This window comes from bacterium, assembly GCA_026398675.1.
Classification (GTDB): domain Bacteria; phylum RBG-13-66-14; class RBG-13-66-14; order RBG-13-66-14; family RBG-13-66-14; genus RBG-13-66-14.
In genome coordinates, this window is record JAPLSK010000156.1 from 1 (window position 1) to 19334 (window position 19334).

A 19334-nucleotide genomic window follows, 5' to 3' on the forward strand; every position below is an offset into this window, starting at 1 on the left:
GACCTTCGCCCGGACCTGACGAGCCTGGACGACTACACCCGCCGAGCCGAGTTCGACCCGTTCCAGGACGTGGCGCTCAAGCCCGATCTGAGCAGTCTCACAGACTACCTCACCCCGGAGAAATTCCGCTTCGAGGCGAAGCTGCGCGGCGAGCCCTCGCCGGGTGAATCCGCCGCTGTGTGGGAAGATATAAACCGCGCCCAGGCGGCCGGCGAGTCGCTCGTGCGGCGCGAGCCCGTCGTCTGGGAAACCCTCGCCGACTACCGCCCCTACGAGAAGGTGGGACAGCCGCGCCTTCTGTACGACGTGGCCCGGGCGGACGAGTGGGCGGACCCGCGGCGCGAGCGCGGCGAGAGACCCAAGGTCTCCATCCTGATGTACCACGACCTCCGCGACACCTCCCGGTACTCCACCGTCATCACCCCCTGGCAGTTCGAGGAAGAGGTGCGCTGGCTGACGGAGTCGGGATACAAGTTCATCACGATAAGTCAACTGCTGGATGACATCTACTCCGGCGGCGGCGACCTGCCGCCCCTCTGCGTGGCGCTGACCTTCGACGACGGCTGGAGCGGCGTATACCGTTACGCCTACCCGATTCTAAAGAAGTACGGCGCCACGGCCACCCTTTACCTCTACACCAATTACGTCGGCGTCGGCGGCCGGTCCAACACCTGGGACCAGTACCGGGAGATGCTGGCCAACGGTATCGAGATCGGCAGCCACACGGTTTCCCACTGCGACCTGACCAACCGGGGCATGTGGAGCGGCCGGGGCTCCAAGCCCCCGGCGGGGCAGGGCAACTACACCCAGCGGCTGATGCACGAGCTGGTGGATTCTAGGCTAATCCTCGAGGAGCACCTGGGGGTGCCCATCCGGAGCCTGGCCGTTCCCTACGGCGCCTACGACGACTACGTGCTCAAGAGCGCGCTTCTGGCCGGGTACGAGGGCATCCTCAACATCAAGCAGGGCAACACCTACGTGGACGCCGAGACCAACGAGATAGAGCTCCGGCGCTGGAACGTGGTTCCGTCCATGGGTCTCGCGACCTTCATCGAACGCCTGGATAGACAATGACGGCACGGCCCGACGCCCGATCTGCGGCCTGGGAGGCGCTCCGGGGCGTTGCCGCCGGGAAGGGGGATGCCGAGCCACTCCTGCGCAAGCTGCTGGCCGATACCACCCTTCCGCCCGTGGAGCGACGGTTGGCCTTCGAGCTGACTCTGGGAACCCTGCGCAAGCGGGGTTGTCTCGACTACGGGCTGGAACGGTATCTGACCCGGCCCCTACGGGAGCTGCACCCCGACCTGCGCGAGCTCCTGCGCCTGGGGGCCTACCAGCTCCTGGAGCTGGACCGGGTTCCGGCTTACGCCGCCGTGGACCGGACGGTGGAGCTGGCCCACAACTTCAGCACGACGCGAAAGGCCGCGGGACTGGTCAACGCCGTCCTGCGGCGCCTGAGCGAGGGACGCCCCGAACCGCCCGATCGCGAAGCGGACCCCGTCGGTCACCTGGCCGTGACCGGCAGCCACCCCCGCTGGCTGGTGAAGCGGTGGCTTGAACGGTACGGTTTCGAGGAGACCGCCCGGCTCTGCGCCGTGGACAATGAACCGCCGGACACCTTCGTTTTCCTCAACCCCTTCCGGACGGCCGGGGAGAATTTTCGGGAAATCGTGCCGGACGCCGAGGCGGTGGAGGGGTTCCCCGGTTGTTACCGACTCGCCCGCGGGGCGGACCTGACCTCGAGCGGGGCGTACGCTCAAGGGAAGGTGTACGCCGCCGACCCGGCGACGACCCTGGCGGCGACGGCGCTGGACCCCCGACCCGGCGAAATTATTTTAGACGCCTGCTCGGCCCCCGGGGGTAAGCTCTTCCACCTGCACCGGCTGGCCGGCGGGGAGCTGAAAACCGTGGCCCTGGAGGTCTCGCCCCGGCGGTGCGTAACCCTCGCGGGAAACGTCGCCCGGCTCGGGTTGCACTCGGCGGTGGTCAACGGAGACTTATCCCTCCCGCCGTTTACCAGGGGCGGCTTCGAGAAAGTTCTCCTCGACGCAACGGGTGCCCGCCGCCCAGGGGCTCAACGATGACCTGCGGAAACGCTTCGCGGATCCCGGGGGCGATATACGAGCCCTGCCACACCTGACCGGAACCGACGGCGCCTACGTAGCGCTGCTCAAGAGGGTGCGGTAGCCTTTCCGGCGGTGGATGGGGTATGATTGGCAGACCACTCGAAACAAGCGGTGGCGGATGAACGATCAGAAAGACAGTGGAACCGGGTTCGGGTTAGGTTCGCAACCCCAAGACCGGCCCAAGTTCGAGGGGTTCGGCTTCGATGAGCCGACCCGGCAACTGACCCCCGTCCCCGAAAGGCCGAGGTCTCCGAAGCTCGCCCGCCTGGGGGCCGTCCTGCTCTATATCGCCCTGGCCGTGGGCGCCCTCGTCATCGGCATGCTTCTGGCCAACTTTATCATCATGCCCCTGTTGGTCGGGGGTGAGGAGATACCGGTCCCCGACCTGACAAACATGAGCTTCGAGGCGGCGACCGCCATGCTGGTCGAGATGGGCCTCAACTACGAGAAGGTGGCCGAGGAGTACTCGGCGGACGTGCCGACCGGGTACGTCGTCAGCCAGCGTCAGGAGCCGGGGATGAATGTGCGCCCGGGCCGGATCATCGAGCTCACCGTCTCGGCCGGTTCCGAGGATGTCCGCGTCCCCAACGTGACCAAGATGAGCCAGCGCCAGGCCGAGGACGTCCTCCGGCGCGCCGGTCTGGTGGTGGGCAAGGTCCGCGAGAGCTACGACCCCAGCGTCCCCGAGAGCTCGGTCATCGGCCAGAATCCCGAGCCGGGTCGCGAGGTGCCGCGCGGAACCAGGATAGACCTCCTCGTCTCCCTGGGCTCCGAGGAAACCACCTTCAAGATGCCCAACCTGGTCGGCGCCGACTACCGCACCGCCGTCAGCCGCGTCTCCACCTGGGAACTGGCGATGGGGGACACCACCTTCGAGTTCTCCACGAGCATCCCGCCGGGCCACGTCATCCGCCAGTCCCCCGAGGTCGGCGCCACGGTGCGCCGGGGCGACACGGTCACCGTCGCCATCAGCAAGGGGCCGCCCACCGGCGGGGAGACGGTTCCGACACCGGAGGGTGGCGGGGGAACGCCGCCGCCGGACACCTTCTAAGATGGCCGTAAAAATCGTCCCCAGCATCCTCTCGGCCGACCAGGCCGACCTGGGCGCCGTCGTCCGTCGGCTCCTGGCCGCCGGACTCGACACCATCCACCTCGACGTCATGGACGGCAACTTCGTGCCGCCCATAACCTTCGGCGCCAAGCTCCTGTCCGACCTGAAACGCGCGGTGGGGGGCGTTTACGACGCACACCTCATGGTCGCCCGCCCCGGGGAGCAGATCGAGCTCTTCGCCGAGGCGGGGGCGGACTGGATCACGGTACACCAGGAGGCCGCGCCTCACGTCCACCGACTCCTCGACCGGATCAAATCCCTCGGCAAAAAGGCCGGCGTCTCCATCAATCCCGGCACCCCGGTCGTCCAGCTCGAGCCGCTCCTGGACTCGGCCGACCTTTTCCTCATCATGACGGTCAACCCCGGCTGGGGGGGGCAGGGGATGATCGAGAGTTGCCTGGACAAGGTCCGCTGGCTGAAGGAGCGCGTGGAAACCCCGGTGATGGTGGACGGGGGGGTCAACGAAGGAACGATGGCCAAGGTGGCCGCCGGCGGAGCGGACCTGGCCGTGGTCGGCAGCGCCCTCTTCCAGGGCGATTTGGGCGCGATACTGTCCCGCCTCCGTGAAGAAGCCGCGGCTACTTAAGCCTCGACGTTCAACGATTTTTTCACACTCTCCGGGGCTGACGCGTCAGCCCCTTTCCAAGCCGACGCCATGTTCGACCGCATAACCGATCGGCTTTCCGCCGTCTTCAAGAAGCTCACCGGACGAGGGAAGCTCACCGAGACGAACGTCGGCGACGCCCTGCGGGAGGTGCGCGTCGCCCTACTGGAGGCCGACGTCAGCCTCGCCGTGGTGAAAGGCTTTCTCGAAGAGGTTCGGGCTGGTGCGCTGGGCGAGGCCGTGCTGGGCTCGCTGACGCCGGGGCAGCAGTTCATCGGGGTGGTGCAGCGGGAGCTGACCGCGCTCTTGGAAAAGAACGCCAGCGAGTTCAACCTCCCCTCACCGGCCACTGTGATGCTGGTCGGCCTGCAGGGGTCGGGGAAGACGACCACGGCGGCCAAGTTGGCCCGCTGGTACGCCAAGAGCGGAAACCGGCGCTCACTCCTGGCGGCCTGCGACGTCCGCCGTCCGGCGGCCCGTGAGCAGTTGGAGGTACTGGCCGAGCGCGTCGGCGCCGAGGCGTTTCCGGGGAAAGCGTTCACCGAGGACGCGGTGGGCACTGCGCTGGCCGCCATGCGCCAGGCCGACCGGCGCAACCTGGACCTGACGCTGGTGGACACGGCGGGCCGTCTGCAGATTGACGAACCGCTGATGGCCGAGCTGGTGGAGATGAAGGTGAAGCTGCGGCCCCAGGCGGTTTTCCTGGTCGTTGACGCCGCGTCGGGACAGGAGGCGCTCAACGTCGCCCAGACCTTCAACGGGCGCCTAGGGCTGGACGGCGTAATCGTGAGCAAGCTGGACGGCGACGCCCGGGGCGGCTGCATTCTCTCCATCGCCGGCGGACTCGAGGTGCCGGTCCGCTTCGTCGGCACGGGCGAGACCCCCGACGACCTGGAGCCCTTCGACCCCGAGCGTCTCTCCCGGCGCATCCTCGGCCTGGGCGACGTGGTGGGGCTCGTGGAGAAGGCCCAGGAGGCCTTCGACGCCCGGCAGACCGAGCGCTTGGCAAAGAAGGCCGTCACGGGCGGCTTCGACCTGGAGGATTTCGCCGAGCAACTGCGGGGGATAAAAAAGATGGGTCGGATGGCCGACATTCTGGCGCTCGTCCCGGGCATGCGCCAGTTCGCTCTCCAAGCCGATGGGGAGGGGCTGGACCGGGGGGTGAAGCGGGCCCTGGCTATAATTGATTCCATGACCCCCGACGAGCGCCGGCACCCCAACCTGATACAGGGCTCGCGACGGCGGCGCATCGCCGCGGGCTCGGGCACCACCACCGCCGACGTGAACCGCCTGCTGGCCCAGTACCGCGCCATGGCCAAGGCCTTCGACGGGCTTTCGGGCAAAAAGGGTCAACGGATGATGCGCCGGCTCGGGATAGACCCCTCGAAGCTGGACGACGCCCTCCCTCCGGGCCTGTAATCAGACACCACCCGGTAATTGCGTATCGCTGAATTCGAATAAAAAAACGGGGACACCCACGGGTGCCCCCGCTCCCTATTTCGTTATCGGCCTACTTCAGCGAGTAGTAATTTAGCAACCAGCGCCAGTTTGATTCTTGATCTCGGTCGTCATCATCAATCGCAACTCGAACTACTCCCACGCCTTCCTTAAACCAGTAATTTTCATTGTAATCGTAGTTATCCGTCCTCCCGTATTCGTAGATCGCGACCCATACGAGCTCGTCAAAATATCCAGCCGGTGTGTCAAAGAAACTATCAGTAGCTCCGATACGTCCTTCCCAGAGTACCCCGGCGTCGTCGGTGAACGTCCACTCGGTACCAACCTCGATGGGCATCTTGAGGTAGGTCCGCCAGTTCTCCTCGTCCGCCGGCTTGGCCTGGAACTCGCCGTCGGCGGTGTGGCGCCAGAGCCACTCCTCCGTGGTGTCGCCCAAGTTCAGCTCGACGCGCCAGGCGCCGTCCTCGGAGCCCAGGACATTCCAGTTCAACGAGTCGCCGTCGTCGGGCAGGTCCCAGACGTAGTCCCACTCGTTGCCCTGGGCCAGGGGGACGTAGGCGTCCGTCGGGTTGGGCTCGGGGGTGTTCGTCGTGTCGCAGCCGGCGAAAAGGGCCGCCAGGACGACCGCGGAAAAACCGAAGCGAAGCGAGTTACGCGCCAGCGAAAGAAGCGTCCTTTTCATCGAAACCTCGCGGCGGGTTATCTTGCGCCCGGATGATACCAGCGACGCCCCGCACTGGCAAGCCCCGAGCTTGACACGCACGCCGCGGCCCGGGATATAATAGGAATGACAAAGAATAAATCCCGTGAGGCGGCATGAGACCCACCCTGACCATCCTGCTCCTGGCGGTCCTTCCCGCGGCGGCCGACGTGGCGCCGGGCCGTTGGGTCGAGGACCGCCCCGAAGGCGCGACCCTCGAGCACCCCACCGTCTCCATGTCCGACGAGGAGGTCACCGTCTTTTTCTGGGAGGACGTCGTCCTGGTCGAGGCGTGGTACGACATGACCAACACGGGGCCCTCCGGTCAGACGCCGATGATGCTGCCCATGTACTTCATCTACCCCGACCGGGGCCCGGACGAGGACTTCGAGCCGTGGGTGCGGATAAGCGTGAACGGCGAGGAGCTGGAGACGCGGGCCTTCCTTCGGCCCCAGTTCGACGAGGCGGGAGAATGGTCGGCGACCATGGTCATGGCGCTCTTCAGGTACGACTTCCCCACGGGGGAGACCACGCGGCTCGTCGCCAGCTACATGGCGCCCTACGTGTGGTGGGAGGATGGCGGCTGCTTCGAGTACCCCCTGGGCACGGGGGGCGGCTGGCACTCCGCCATCGGCCACGGCACCCTCTACCTGTGCCCGGGCCCGGGAGCCGACTGGGGCCTGGTCGAAGATTTTGGCCAGAAAGCCCTGCCCGAGCCGACCTTCGACGGCGAGACGGCTGCCTGGGAGTTCACCGACCTGGAGCCCCCGCCTGACACCTGCTACTGGCTTAAAGTGAGTGGGCGGTAAACGCCAGTTTGGCGCTCCAAAATGGGGGGCTCTTCAGGAAAAAGCGCGATTCGGCGGCAGGTTTTCTTGACGCGGGGGTGACGCCCCGCTTTTTTTATCCGGCGCCGAACCGCGGTGGTCGGGCCTCCCCGTTTCACCGACGGTGGCCGTCGGTCCCTGGTACGCATCTTGCGTTTAAAGGGATACACTCCCCAATTCAAACTCGGTCATCCCCGACGAGGAACATGAAAAACGAAGCGAAGCGAGTAATGCCCCGGCAAAACGAAGCGAAGCGAGCGAACCGAGTTACGCCCCGGCGAAACGTACTCATCATAGACGACGAGGAAGAGCTCCTGGAGCCTTTAATCCTGGGCCTCGAGCAACTCTCTCCCGAGTTCACCTACACCGCCACCTCCGACCCGATGGAGGGGATGGTGCTTTTAGACCGGATGCCGGTGGACGTCATAGTCACCGACATGATAATGCCCTACGTCACCGGCCTGGACATCATCGAGCAGGTCGTCAACCACTTCCCTCAGACCGCCTGCATTTTAATGACGGCCTACGGCACGACGGACATCGAAATCGTGATGGAAGAGTACTCGGTCAGCTACATCGAAAAGCCGCTGGACCTCGATATGCTTCACCAGATGATAGTCAACCTGTCGAGGGAATCCAGTGCCGTAGCCGACCTGAACGGGGTCACGCTGCCCACCTTCGTCCGGGTGCTGGCGTCGAAGGAGCTGACCTGCAAGGTGGATATCGAGTGCCAGGAGAGGAAGGGGACGCTCTTCTTCACGCGGGGGAAGCTCTTCCACGCCAAGCTCGGCAACCTGTCGCCCGAGGCGGCGGCGGTCGCCATGCTGACCTGCGAAAAGGTGAAGATAACCATCCACCAGCTCAAGTATCCCTTCCGGCGGAATATCCACCGGAGCCTGGAGGAGATCCTGCAGGTGACGGCGGGGGAGGATGAGGAAGCCTACGCCGCCATCGGCGGTGCGGATTCCCTCGACCCGGCCGAAAGCGGTTACTTCAACACCCAGAACCTCATCGGGCTGCTCTCCGCGGGCGTCACCCTGAGGTACAACCTGCTCCAACGGAAGGGGTGAGCCCGGTCCAGACGCACAAAAAGGAACGCTCGGCGGCGTTCCTTTTTATTGGGATAAAACAGCTTACAGCTCGAGGAATGCCTTGAGCTTGTTGGAGCGGGTGGGGTGCCGCAGCTTGCGCAGCGCCTTGGCCTCGATCTGCCGCACGCGCTCGCGGGTGACGTTGAAGATGGTGCCCACCTCGTCCAGGGTGCGCGGGCACCCGTCGCCCACGCCGAAGCGGAAGCGCAGGACCTTCTCCTCGCGGCGGGTCAGGGTCGAGAGAACGCTCTCTATCTGCTCGCTCATGAGCATGAAGGCCGCCGACCGCGCCGGGCTCACCGTGTTCTTGTCCTCGACGAAATCGGCGAGGTGGGAGTCCTCCTCCTGCCCGATGGGCGTCTCCAGGGAGATGGGCTCCTGGGCTATCTTGAGGATGCGGCGGACCTTGTCGGCGCTCATGCCGAGCTCGTCGGCTATCTCGGTGGGGGTCGGCTCGCGCCCCAGCTCGTGTAAAAGCTGGCGGCTCGTGCGGATGACCTTGTTTATCGCCTCGATCATGTGCACCGGGATGCGGATCGTGCGGGCCTGGTCGGCGATGGAGCGCGTGACGGCCTGACGGATCCACCACGTGGCGTAGGTGGAGAACTTGTAGCCCTTTTTGTAGTCGAACTTGTCCACTGCCCGCATCAGGCCGATGTTGCCCTCCTGGATGAGGTCCAGGAAGTGAAGGCCGCGGTTGGTGTACTTCTTGGCAATGGAGACGACCAGCCGGACGTTGGAGCGGACCAGGGTCATCTTGGCCTCGTGGACCTGCTGACGCCCCTCCCGTACCCGCTTGACCACGTCGCGGAGGTCGTCGGTGGTCATCCCGACCTGCCGCTCGACCTGCCGGACCTTCTCGGCGGCCTTGGTGAGCCGTTGCACCGTCCGGGCCAACCCCTCCTCGTCGGTGGAGAGCCGCTTCATCAACCCGGCAGCCAGGGGGTTCCTGGCGGTTATATTGTCGGAGATGGCCTCGGCTTCATCGAGGCTTATCCCCAGTTTCTTCGTCGTCTGCTCCAGGTCGCGCTGCTTGAGATTGATAAGGCGCAAGAGGTCAATGATGCGGTCGGCGAAACGGTTTATCTGCAGGGGGGAGAACTGTACGTCTAAGAGCTTCTCCCGGATGATGACCTCGCTCGTGGCAATCAGTTCCTTGTCGAGCTCGCGATTTTCATGCTTCGCGTCGGTGAGCTCGGTCGCTACCTGCTGGTGCTCGGCGTAGGCTTCACCCAGGAGCTTGCAGGTGCGGCGGATGTACTCCTTCTGCTTGTAGAGCGGGAGGCGCCCCTCGGCGTTTATCTTTACCACCTTCTCGATCTTGAGCTCGCCCAGGCGAAGCTTTTCGGCGAGGGCCTCCAGATCCCGGTGGGTGGAATGAACGCTGAACACCGCGTCCTGGATGACGTTCTGGCCGCTCTCTATCCCCTTGGCAAGCTCAATCTCGCCCTCCCGCGACAGGAGGGGGACGCGCCCCATCTCGCGCAGGTAGAGGCGGACGGGATCATCGGTGCGTATCTTCTCGACGTCCGACAGCGCGTCGGCGTACTCCCGGGCCAGGCTGACCTCCGCACCCGCTTTGACCGTCTTGGGCAGCTTGGCCTTGGACGTGTCCACGATGTCTATGTCCAGCTCGTCGAAGAGCATCAGGAGCTCGTCGATCTGCTCGGGGCTGACCACATCCGTGGGCAGGGCGTCGTAGAGCTCCGAGTAGGTGAGCTGGCCCTTCTCCTGGCCCAGATGGATCAGCTTCTCGATGCTCTCGCTGGCGGAGATGTCATGGAGGTTGTGCTTGGCCTCGGTGTCTTCGGACTCCTCAAGCTCTTCGTCGAAGCTGCTTTCGTCTTCGTCCTTCACGGGCTCCTCCAAACCGAACCGGTTGCCGTACCTTCAAGAGCGGGCAATGATAAGAAAATCCCGCCGGCGATACAAGGGTGATTTCAGGGGCTTTCTTGGGGATTGCAAAATTGATAACTCGCGGAACACAAACAAGTTATATATTACGCTACGAACCGCGCCACGGAAAAAAGGGCGTATTTCGGCTCACGGTAAGTATAGCCGGAGTCGAACCGAATTTCCAAGGAACCCCTTGACGTTACCCCTTTTAAGTCAACGAGATGACGTAAAAGGGCGTAAAAGGTACCGGAGGGCTCCCGGCTGGATTATGAAACGCAATGTAATTGAATGACTTGCAATGCCGCGGGTACGCCCGTCTACTCCTCCTTGACCTCCAGGGAATCAATCCGGGTCAGGAGCTTCTTATAGCGCTCCTCATCCCCCTTCCGGTACGCCTCTTTCAGCTCCGCCTTCAGTCGGATGAGATCCGCCTCGACGTTGCGGCGACGGAAAGCGGCCAGACAATCCACGAGGGCCTTCTCCCGCTCCTCCTCGTCCAGTTCCATCGCCATCACCCTGAAGAATGCCTCCCGGGCTGCCGGTTCCAGCTTCTCCGCGGCGGGACCGACGTCGGCGAGCCTCCCCGCGCCGACGGCCTCGTAAGCCAATCGAACGGCGGGTTGAACCGATTCCGGAAACTCCTCCGGTCGAATATGCTCCGCCATCCGCTTGGCCTGCTCCAGGTCGTTGAAGAGGAGGAAGAGGAGCAGCCGCACGCTATGCACGAGGGGGGCCGGCCTGACCCGTTTCGACGCGGCGCCCCGGGTGTCGGCGGTCGCCCCCCGGGTCTCGCGGACGGCGCGCCGCAGGTCTTCCCGCAGAGACAGGTTGCTCACCCCAAGTTTGTCGGCGAAGCGATCTATGAGCACGTCCCGAGCCACGCTCCCCGTGAGGACGAAGAGGTGCCCGGCCAGCTCTTCGACGAGCTTATTCCGGCCAAGGGCGTCCGCGGGGCGGTGACGGTCGAGGAGGGTTCGGACCAGGAACTCCTCTATATCCACGGACGCGTCGAGCACAGCGGACAGCGCGGCGGGACCGTCATCCCGAATCACGTCGTCGGGGTCCTTCCCCGAGGGGGGAGTGGCCACCCGCACGGTCAGGCCGGCGTTGACCAGGTGTAAAAGGGAACGGAGGGCGGCCGCCTGCCCGGCGGAATCGCCGTCGAAAAGGACGACCACGCCGTGCTCGGCGGCAAAACGGCCCAGGAGCTTGGCCTGCTCCTCGGTGAGCGCGGTGCCCAGCGGGGCCAACGCCGTGGCGAAACCGGCGCCGTGGAGATTGACGACGTCCAGGTAGCCCTCGACCAGGAGAGCCGGGGAATCGCGCAACCCCTTGCGGGCCAAATCCAGGCCGTAGAGCTCCGAGCCCTTGTGGTAGATCGGCGACTCCGGCGAGTTGACGTACTTGGGGGTATCGGGGGCGTCGGAGAGGTCCCGCCCCCCGAAGCCGATGACCCTGCCCCGGGGGTCGCGGACGGGGAAGACGAGCCTGTCCCGCAGCCGGTCGTAGAGCCCGCCAGATTTGCCACGCGTGCACAGGCCGGTCGCCAGGAGGAGCTCGGGGCGGACGCCGTCTTTGGGGAGCCGCTTGGCCAGGAAATCCCACTCGGGCGGCGCGTAGCCGAGGCCGAAGGCGGCCTGCATCTGTGCCGAAACCTTGCGCCGGGCGAGGAACTCGCGGCCCCTGACCCCGACGGACGAGGTCAGGAGGCGCTGGTAGAGCGTGGTCGCCCGCTCGAGTGTCCGGTAGGCGTCGTCCCGCTCCCCGCGGCGGTCCCCCGTCCGGTCCGCAGTCTCGCTTATCTCGACGTTGAACTTGCGCGCCAGGTGCCGCACCGCCTCGAGGAAGTCCATCTTCTCCAGCTCCATGACGAAGCTGAACACGTCGCCGCCCACGCCGCAGCCGAAGCAATGGTAGAACTGGCGCGTGGCGTGGACGTTGAAGGACGGGGTCTTCTCCTCGTGGAAAGGGCAGAGGCCGACGTAGTTCTGGCCTCGGCGCTTGAGCTGGACGTACTCACCCACCACGGCGACGATGTCGGCCGCCCGCCGGACCCGCTCGATGCTGGCGTCGTCAATGGCCACTTATTTGAGCTCCACCTCGGTGACTCCGATGCCGCCGAGCTTGGGCTCCGCCGCGGCGAAGGCCCGCGCGTGGCGGTGGTCTTTTAAAAAATCCAACACGGCGAAGCGCAGCGCCCCCGTCCCCCGACCGTGGATGACGCGGACGTTGACATGCCCGGCCAGGGCGGCGTCGTCCAGGTACTTGTCCAGAATCTCCAGGGCCTCCTCGACCCGCTTCCCCACGAGGAGCAGCTCGGGGGGGACGTAGCGGTCCGGAATCTCCGCGCTTTCGGAGTAACCAGCGGGGCGGGCGTCGGAGACCTTCGTCAATTTCCTGACGGGGACCGTCATCCGAACCGCCCCCATGGCGATAACCGCCCGGTCACCCTTTATTTCCAGGAGGTCGGAAGCGGTGCGGGTGCCCTCCAGACGCACCCGGTCGCCGACGGCGAGCTCCCCTGTATCGATCGGGGCGCGCTCCTCGGCGGTGAACCGCCGCTTCAGCTCGTCGCGCTGCCGTTTCAGCCTCTCCCGGGGGCGGGAGAGACCGGCGTCGGTGGGGGCCTGCCCCCTCTCCCGCAGACGGCGCGCCGCCTCCTCGGTCTCGTGTTCCACCCGGGCCAGCTCCTCCTCCAGGGAACGCCGGAGGGCTACCAGCTCTGCCGTCTTCCCCCCCTCGACCAGGGCGATGCGTTCGGCCGTCTCCCGACGGACGCGCTCCAGTTCCTCCATCAAGCGTCGGTTGTCATTCTCGGCGACGCCCCGGCGCCGGCGCTCGTCCTCCAGCTCGGCGATCAGGCGGTCCAGACGCAGGTACTCCTCGTCGAGGTAGCCCTCGGCCTCGGAAACCAATCCGTCGTCCAGCCCGAGGCGGCGGGCCATCTGCAGCGTGTTCGAGGCTCCCGGCGTGCCGACGCTGACCCGGTAGAGCGGGGCCAGGGTCTCGGGATCGAAGGCCACCTGGGCGTTCTCCATGCGCTCGGCCCCGTAGACGAAGCCCTTGAGGGAATCGTAGTGGCTCGTGGCCACCACCCAGGCCCCGGCGCGCTGTAGGCGGGTCAGGACCGCCATGGCCAGGGCGGCTCCCTGGTCCGGATCGGTGCCGGTGCCAATTTCATCCAGAAGGACCAGCGACCCCGGCCCCACCGCGCCAAAAATTTCGCCCAGGCGCTTGACGTGGTAGCTGAAGGTGGAGAGGTCGCCCTCCACGGACTGCTCGTCGCCGATGTCGGCCAGCACCGAGGCGCACAGACCGATGGAGGAGTCAGGGCTCACCGGAATCGGCAGGCCGCTCTGAACCATGACCGTCAGGAGGCCGAGAGTCTTGAGCGCCACGGTTTTGCCGCCGGCGTTGGGGCCGGTTATTAAAAGGATGTCATAGGTGCCGCCCAGCTCGAGGTCCACGGGCACCACCTCCTCGGCGGGGTGGTGCAACAGGAGCACGGGGTGGCGGGCCGCCAGGAGACGGGTGGGCCCGTCCTCGGTGATCTCGGGGACGGCACCGCCGAGCTTGTGCGCCAACCGACCCTTGGCCTGCGCCAGGTCCAGCCGGGCGACGAGGCCGTAATCCCGCTCAATCGTGTCAAGGCGGCTGCGCGCCAGGTCACTCAGCTCGCCGAAGAGCCGCGCTATCTCCTCCTGCTCGGCGCGGTGGAGGGCGGCCATCTCGTTGTTCTCCTCGACCACGGCCAGGGGCTCCACGCAGAGCGTCGTCCCCGACTTGCTCTGGTCGTGCACGATGCCGGTCACCCGGCCGCGGAAGTCGCGCAGGACCGGGATGACGAAGCGCCCGTCCCGCTGGGTGACGACCCGCTCACCCAGGGCCTCGTCCATCCCCGGCGAGGCGATCATCTCCAGGAGGCGGTCGTTGATTCTGCGGCGGAGCCTATCCTCGTCACGGCTCAGGCGCTTCAGGAGCGGCGAGGCATCGGGCTTGACCGTGCCGTCCTCATCGAGGACGCCGGCGATGGCGTCGCGGAGGTCGTCCAGGGGTATGATGTCGGAGACGATCGCGGCCAGACCCGGGTAGATTTCGACGTCGGGCCGTTTTTGGCGCAACCCGCCGACGACCACCGCCAGGAAGTAGAGCTCGAGCAGTGCCCCGGCATCGAGGGTCGCCCCGGGGGCGGCCAGGCTCCGAAACACGGGCCGGAGGTCCTCGTGCCGCCCGATGGGGAGGGGGGAGTCGGTCGCCAGGAGCCGACGCGCCTCGTCGGCCAGGGTCAGCCCTTCGCGGACCTCCGACGACGCGGTCGCCGGGCGCACCGCGAGGGCCAGCTCCCGACCGGCGTAGGTTTGGGTCGCGCCGGCGAGCTCCCGGAGAATCGTTGGGAAGTCCAGGAGGCCCAGGCTGAATTTCTCGAAGGCCATGCGATTTTCTTAAACCTTCAAAAAGGGCGGACGACCGCCCTTGGAGGGAAGGGAGACGGTCCGGCGGCTAGGAGAGGAGTCCGGAGAGTTCCCCAATGGCCAATTTCGTGGCCCGGCGGTAGGGGCGGCTGCGCGGGAATACGGCGGCCAGGACGTAATCCACACCGTCCACGAGGAAGAAGCGGAAGCAGTACTTCATCCCCCCCACGGACGTGGCCAGAATCTCGTCCAGCTCGACCCCGGAGGAATCCCGTCGGAGCTCGGCGATGGGAGTCTGGAGCTGAAGGGAGATGAGGTTCAGGAGGTCCACGTGCACGCCTCGGCCCCAGGAGCAGATGACGAGACCGTCCTCGCCCACCAGGGCAACCTCCTCGAAGGCCGCCTGCTCCCCGATGCGCGTCAACACCGCGGTAATACGGTCGTAGAGGCTTTCCGTCAACCCGACCTCCCTGGGGGAGACAAGGGGTAAGACAAGGGGTGTTGTCAGGGGCATAGCTCGGTTCGCTCGGTTTGCCGGGGGCGTAGCTCGCTACACTCGGTAAAGCTCGGTTAAACCCCTCGTTCCACCCTTGTCCCGCCCTTGCCGCGCAGTCTTAGAGCAGCTCCCCGCGCCCACGACGGCAAGCCGTTCGCCGGTATATATGGAAGAAGAACGGTCCCCCGGCCAGGGCCAACGCCGCCCCCAGCGGCAGGGACGGCAGACGGAGGTAAATCAGGGCCAGCCGCACGAGGTTGTCCGCGACTAATACTAGCACAGCCCCCACCAGGGCCGCCAGCGGGAAAAGACGCCGATGTCCGGCGCCGGCGGTCACGCGGACCAGGTGCGGGGCAATCAGACCGACGAAGGGGACGATGCCGGCGAATGCCGTCACCGCGGCAACGGCGAGTGACGCTGCCAGGAGAATGCCGCCTTTAGTCCTTTTCAACTCCACGCCCAGGGAGTGGGCCTGTGTCTCTCCCAGGGCCAGAGCGTCCAGGGCCGGGGCGCGCAGGAATAGGTACACCCCCGCTGCGACGACGATGAGGGTAGTTAAAAGAAGAGGCCACCACTCCACGTAGGGGGTGGATAAATCACCCAGGAGCCAGGCCAGCACGGCCCCCTGGCTGAATATCGGCAGCCAGGCCAGGATGACCAGAATCACGCCCGACAGGGTGGCGTTGGTCACCACGCCGGCCACGATGAGCCCCGAGCGCGACCCTCTCTCCCGCCCGGTAAGGCCCCAGACGACGAGCGCCGCCCCGAGACCCCCGGCGAAGGCGAAAAGCTGGCGGCCGAGGCAGCCCAAGAGCCCCGCGCCGATACCGAGGAGCGCCGCGAGAGCGACGCCCGTCCCGGAGGAGGGTCCGTCCGAGGCGCAGGACGAAGATGCCCGTCAGCAGGGGGTCGGTTCCCGTAATGAGCCCGGACAGGTTTTCGGGACCCAGACCCGGACCCACAAAAAGCCCGACGAAGAGCCCGCCCACGCCGAGAACAACGAGTAACGAAGCGAAGCGGGTTACGCCCCAGCGAAACACCACGGATGCGCTGCCGTCCATACGCGGTGGATACTACGGGCCGTCGGTGCGTCAAGTCAAGGGTTGCGCCTTCGGCCGTGAGCTATGGATCACCGAATATGGAAAACCAAGGCATCGGGCCTTGGTAGGTGAAGTCGTGCCGCAGCCGTGCCGCGATTTTCCGCTCAACCGCTCAGAAGGTTCAGAAGATTCTTCAGCTTTCTCTCCCGTGAGAGTTTCCGGTGGTTGAATTTCCACGTGTACTCGGCGAGGTACAGTGGAAGGCGGTTGTAGCGGATGCCGCCCCTCCCGACGAGATTTTCCCGGAGGTAGCACCAGAAGTTCGAGAGCAGCTCTATTTGACCTTCTACTCCAACCTGACACACCTCGTACGCGTACCCGTCTTCGGGTTCGTCCTGGGGTGCCCACCGCGCGATGGACAGGGAAACGGGTTCCGATTTCAATTTCGCGAGAAGAAGAGATTTGCCGTCCGCAGGCAGCGCCGTTGCATAAACCGTCTTGTTATGCCCGATAATAACAAAGAGAGGACGATTATGCGTCTTCTCCAGCGGAAAAGCGCACGAAACGCCCTCAAGGACCTCTTTCGTATGACTTGTTAATATACCGAGCATGGATTTTGTGATTTCCCGGCGGAGGACCGACAAAGCTCGCAGCACGCGGCGCCTTTCTATATGCGTCTCGGTGGAAATATAATTACTGCTTTTATCATTAATAAAATGCCGAATAACCGCTACCCACTGCTCGTTACGCAACCGCAACGGGAGCCGGTCCGGTTTCCACTCGTACCGGCACGCGCTGCACATGAATTTATCCCTGCGGACACGGTAAAGTTTACCGTTTCCACACCGGGGACATATGCTATTGGAAATCATCATCATACGAGTGGCTGAACTGGAACTATGTCAATATGATACAAATAGCTCGACACCGATTTCGGATATTATATTAAAGTTATCCAAGTGTCAACTATTGTCTCCCTTGACAAAGAAGACGCCCGCTGGTAGCTTTTACGGTTTACCTAAGTGCAACTAACGTACCAGGAGACGGTGTGTCCAACTTCCAACTCGTCACCGATTACGTCCCCAAGGGGGACCAGCCCGTGGCCATCGCCGAGCTCGTGAACGCGCTCGGGGAGGGCAAGAAGCACAACGTGCTCCTCGGCGTCACCGGCTCGGGCAAGACCTTCTCCGTGGCCAACGTGGTGGCGCAGGTCAACCGCCCCACCATGGTCATCAGCCCCAACAAGACCCTGGCGGCCCAGCTCTACTCCGAATTCAAGACTCTCTTCCCCTACTCGGCCGTAGAATATTTCGTCAGCTACTACGACTACTACCAGCCCGAGGCCTACATCCCCTCCACCGACACCTACATCGAGAAGGACTCCTCGATCAACGAGCAGATAGACAAGCTGCGCCTGTCGGCCACCGCCTCCCTCTTGAGCCGGCGCGACGTACTGATCGTGGCATCCGTCTCCTGCATCTACGGCATCGGCACCCCCGAGGACTACGAGGCGATGAGCGTGAAGCTCTTCGCTCACGACCACTTCGAACGGGAAGAGCTTCTGGAAAAGCTCGTGGACATCCAGTACACGAGAAACGACATAGACTTCAGCCGGGGGCACTTCCGCGTGGCCGGCGACATCGTGGACGTCTACCCGGCCTACGGCGACACCGGCCTGCGCGTCGAGTTCTTCGGCGACGAGATAGACCGGCTGTCGGTCATAGATCCGCTCACGGGGAACCGGATAAACGACCTGGCGACGATGACCGTATTCCCCGCCCGACACTTCGTCAGCCAGACGTGGCGCCTGGAACGGGCGATACGCTCCATTGAGGAGGAGCTCGACGAAAGGCTCCAGGTTCTGTTGAAGGAAAATAAGCTCCTCGAAGCCCAGCGCCTGGAAAGCCGCACCCGCTACGACCTGGACATGCTGCGCGAGGTGGGCTACTGCAACGGCATCGAGAACTACTCCCGCCACCTCACCGGCCGACCGCCGGGCAGCCGCCCCAACGTCCTCATTGATTTCTTCCCCAAGGACTGGCTCCTGGTCATTGACGAAAGCCACGTGGCCCTGCCCCAACTCCACGGGATGTACTTGGGCGACTACTCGCGCAAGAGTACGCTGGTGGATCACGGCTTCCGCCTGCCCTCGGCCCTGGACAACCGCCCCCTGAAGTTCGAGGAGTTCGAGAGCCTGGTGAACCAGGTCATCTACACCTCGGCCACACCCAGCTCCTACGAGCTGGAGCAGGCCGCCCTGAACGGCATCGTCACCGAGCAGATAATCCGCCCCACGGGCCTCGTGGACCCCGAGATCCAGGTCCGGAGCTCCGACGGGCAGATTGACGACCTCATGGCGGCGATCCGGGAGCGGATAGCCATGGGCCACCGGACCCTGGTGACCTGCATGACCAAGCGCATGGCCGAGGATTTGGCCGATTACCTCTCCGAGGCGGGCATCACCTCGCGCTACCTGCACTCCGATATCGACACCATCGAGCGGGTGGAGATAATCCGGGGCCTCCGGCTTGGCGAGTTCGACGTCCTGGTGGGAATCAACCTCCTGCGCGAGGGGCTGGACTTGCCGGAGGTCTCCCTAGTGGCGATTCTGGACGCGGACAAGGAGGGTTTCTTAAGGAACGCGCGGAGCCCGATACAGACCATCGGCCGCTGCTCCCGCAACGTCAAGGGCCGCGTGATCATGTACTGCCGCGACGGCAAGCCCAGCGGCGCCATGCGCGAGGCCATCGGGGAGACCGAGCGCCGCCGCGACATCCAGCGGGCCTACAACGAAAAGCACGGCATCGTGCCCAAAACCATCGTCAAGACCATCGAGGCGGTGCGCGCCGGGACCCTCGTCGCCGACTCCCGGACCACCGAATCGGAGCACGCCAGGGGTGTCGAGCGAATGGAGCAAGCCATGTCGCAACTGGACACCCTGGAGCGCATCCGCCAGCTCGAGCAGGAGATGCTGGTGGCTGCGGAGAGCCTGGAGTTCGAGAAAGCGGCCGCCATGCGCGACCGCATCAAGGCCCTGACCAAGGAGCTGGAACAGAAAACCTGATCGAAGGGGGAAACCATGCGAAACGAAGCGAAGCGAGTTATGCCCCGGCAAATCGCCGCAATACTACTCACATACCTGCTGTTCCTGGCCTGCGAGGAGACGCCCGCGCCGTCCATTGACGGGCTCTGGGAGGGCGCCATCACCGTCCAGGGCGCGGAAATCGGCTTTTCGGTCAAATTCGCCACCGTGGACGGGGAGCTGACCGCCACCATGGATATCCCGGAGCAATTCGCATACGGGCTGCCCCTGCAGAACGTCGCCTTCGACGGGAGCCGCGTTCACTTCGAGCTGGACTCCCCCGCCGGACTGGCGACCCACGAGGGGACGCTCGCGGACGACCGGATTTCCGGCGTATTCAAGCAGGGCGGCGCCGAGGGCGAGTTTTACCTGGAGCGCGTGGTGCCCGAGGAACTGCCCTACGACACCCAGGAGGTATCCGTCGAGGCCGGTCCCGGGGTGACCCTGGCCGGGACGCTCTCGCTCCCGCGGACCGAGGGGCCCCACCCCGC

The 19334-nt window shown here is 64.9% G+C and carries 15 protein-coding genes and 1 pseudogene; 9 read left to right on the plus strand and 7 right to left on the minus strand.

The genetic code is table 11. The features are described from left to right. The 5 genes from NTW26_04425 to ffh form a co-directional block, all read left to right on the plus strand. Positions 1-1074 (plus strand): polysaccharide deacetylase family protein (locus NTW26_04425; protein ID MCX7021516.1); only part of this gene is annotated, 1074 nt, incomplete at its 5' end. Continuing rightward, positions 1071-2084, plus strand: coding sequence for a hypothetical protein (locus NTW26_04430; protein MCX7021517.1), 1014 nt, complete (start codon positions 1071-1073; stop codon positions 2082-2084). The genes NTW26_04425 and NTW26_04430, both read left to right, overlap by 4 nt. Before the next feature lie 160 nt (positions 2085-2244). After that, entirely contained in the window at positions 2245-3177 is a 933-nt protein-coding gene (locus NTW26_04435) for a PASTA domain-containing protein (protein ID MCX7021518.1), read from the plus strand. A gap of 1 nt (position 3178) precedes the next feature. Continuing rightward, positions 3179-3823, plus strand: coding sequence for a ribulose-phosphate 3-epimerase (rpe, locus tag NTW26_04440; protein ID MCX7021519.1), 645 nt, complete (start codon positions 3179-3181; stop codon positions 3821-3823). A 69-nt stretch (positions 3824-3892) separates the two neighbouring features. After that, complete coding sequence (gene ffh, locus NTW26_04445) at positions 3893-5260, plus strand: signal recognition particle protein (GenBank protein MCX7021520.1); 1368 nt, start codon at positions 3893-3895, stop codon at positions 5258-5260. Positions 5261-5351: 91 nt separating this feature from the next. Here the strand turns inward: ffh and NTW26_04450 are convergent, their stop codons facing one another. Then, positions 5352-6062: a hypothetical protein gene (locus NTW26_04450; protein ID MCX7021521.1), complete on the minus strand. Its 711-nt coding sequence runs from the start codon at positions 6060-6062 to the stop codon at positions 5352-5354. A 53-nt stretch (positions 6063-6115) separates the two neighbouring features. Here NTW26_04450 and NTW26_04455 point away from each other — a divergent pair, with 53 nt between their 5' ends. Both NTW26_04455 and NTW26_04460 read left to right on the plus strand, forming a co-directional pair. Then, complete coding sequence (locus NTW26_04455; protein MCX7021522.1) at positions 6116-6808, plus strand: hypothetical protein; 693 nt, start codon at positions 6116-6118, stop codon at positions 6806-6808. Between the two features lie 224 nt (positions 6809-7032). Further along, positions 7033-7896 (plus strand): response regulator, encoded by an 864-nt coding sequence (locus NTW26_04460; protein ID MCX7021523.1) that lies wholly within the window; start codon positions 7033-7035, stop codon positions 7894-7896. Between the two features lie 63 nt (positions 7897-7959). Here the strand turns inward: NTW26_04460 and rpoD are convergent, their stop codons facing one another. From rpoD to NTW26_04490, 6 genes and pseudogenes are all read right to left on the minus strand, one after another. After that, a complete protein-coding gene (rpoD, locus tag NTW26_04465) occupies positions 7960-9774 on the minus strand; it encodes an RNA polymerase sigma factor RpoD (GenBank protein ID MCX7021524.1) in 1815 nt (604 codons plus the stop codon). A gap of 356 nt (positions 9775-10130) precedes the next feature. Then, a complete protein-coding gene (gene dnaG, locus NTW26_04470; protein ID MCX7021525.1) occupies positions 10131-11897 on the minus strand; it encodes a DNA primase in 1767 nt (588 codons plus the stop codon). Next, positions 11898-14246 (minus strand): endonuclease MutS2, encoded by a 2349-nt coding sequence (locus tag NTW26_04475; GenBank protein MCX7021526.1) that lies wholly within the window; start codon positions 14244-14246, stop codon positions 11898-11900. A 67-nt stretch (positions 14247-14313) separates the two neighbouring features. Next, positions 14314-14685 carry a hypothetical protein gene (locus NTW26_04480; protein ID MCX7021527.1) on the minus strand — a complete coding sequence of 124 codons (372 nt, stop codon included), beginning with the start codon at positions 14683-14685 and terminating at the stop codon, positions 14314-14316. A 154-nt stretch (positions 14686-14839) separates the two neighbouring features. Beyond that, a pseudogene (locus tag NTW26_04485) lies at positions 14840-15577 on the minus strand (iron chelate uptake ABC transporter family permease subunit). Between the two features lie 348 nt (positions 15578-15925). Continuing rightward, a complete protein-coding gene (locus NTW26_04490; GenBank protein ID MCX7021528.1) occupies positions 15926-16417 on the minus strand; it encodes a hypothetical protein in 492 nt (163 codons plus the stop codon). A gap of 392 nt (positions 16418-16809) precedes the next feature. Here NTW26_04490 and uvrB point away from each other — a divergent pair, with 392 nt between their 5' ends. After that, complete coding sequence (uvrB, locus tag NTW26_04495) at positions 16810-18825, plus strand: excinuclease ABC subunit UvrB (protein ID MCX7021529.1); 2016 nt, start codon at positions 16810-16812, stop codon at positions 18823-18825. Between the two features lie 15 nt (positions 18826-18840). Further along, a partial coding sequence (locus NTW26_04500) for a hypothetical protein (GenBank protein ID MCX7021530.1) occupies positions 18841-19334 on the plus strand: 494 nt, incomplete at its 3' end.

Excerpts from the sequence above, each read along its gene's own strand:
- NTW26_04455 (MCX7021522.1), top strand. The coding sequence starts at position 6,116 with ATGAGACCCACCCTGACCATCCTGCTCCTGGCGGTCCTTCCCGCGGCG.
- NTW26_04430 (MCX7021517.1), top strand. The coding sequence starts at position 1,071 with ATGACGGCACGGCCCGACGCCCGATCTGCGGCCTGGGAGGCGCTCCGG.
- NTW26_04460 (MCX7021523.1), top strand. The coding sequence starts at position 7,033 with ATGAAAAACGAAGCGAAGCGAGTAATGCCCCGGCAAAACGAAGCGAAG.
- NTW26_04435 (MCX7021518.1), top strand. The coding sequence starts at position 2,245 with ATGAACGATCAGAAAGACAGTGGAACCGGGTTCGGGTTAGGTTCGCAA.
- rpe (MCX7021519.1), top strand. The coding sequence starts at position 3,179 with ATGGCCGTAAAAATCGTCCCCAGCATCCTCTCGGCCGACCAGGCCGAC.
- ffh (MCX7021520.1), top strand. The coding sequence starts at position 3,893 with ATGTTCGACCGCATAACCGATCGGCTTTCCGCCGTCTTCAAGAAGCTC.
- NTW26_04475 (MCX7021526.1), bottom strand. The coding sequence starts at position 14,246 with ATGGCCTTCGAGAAATTCAGCCTGGGCCTCCTGGACTTCCCAACGATT.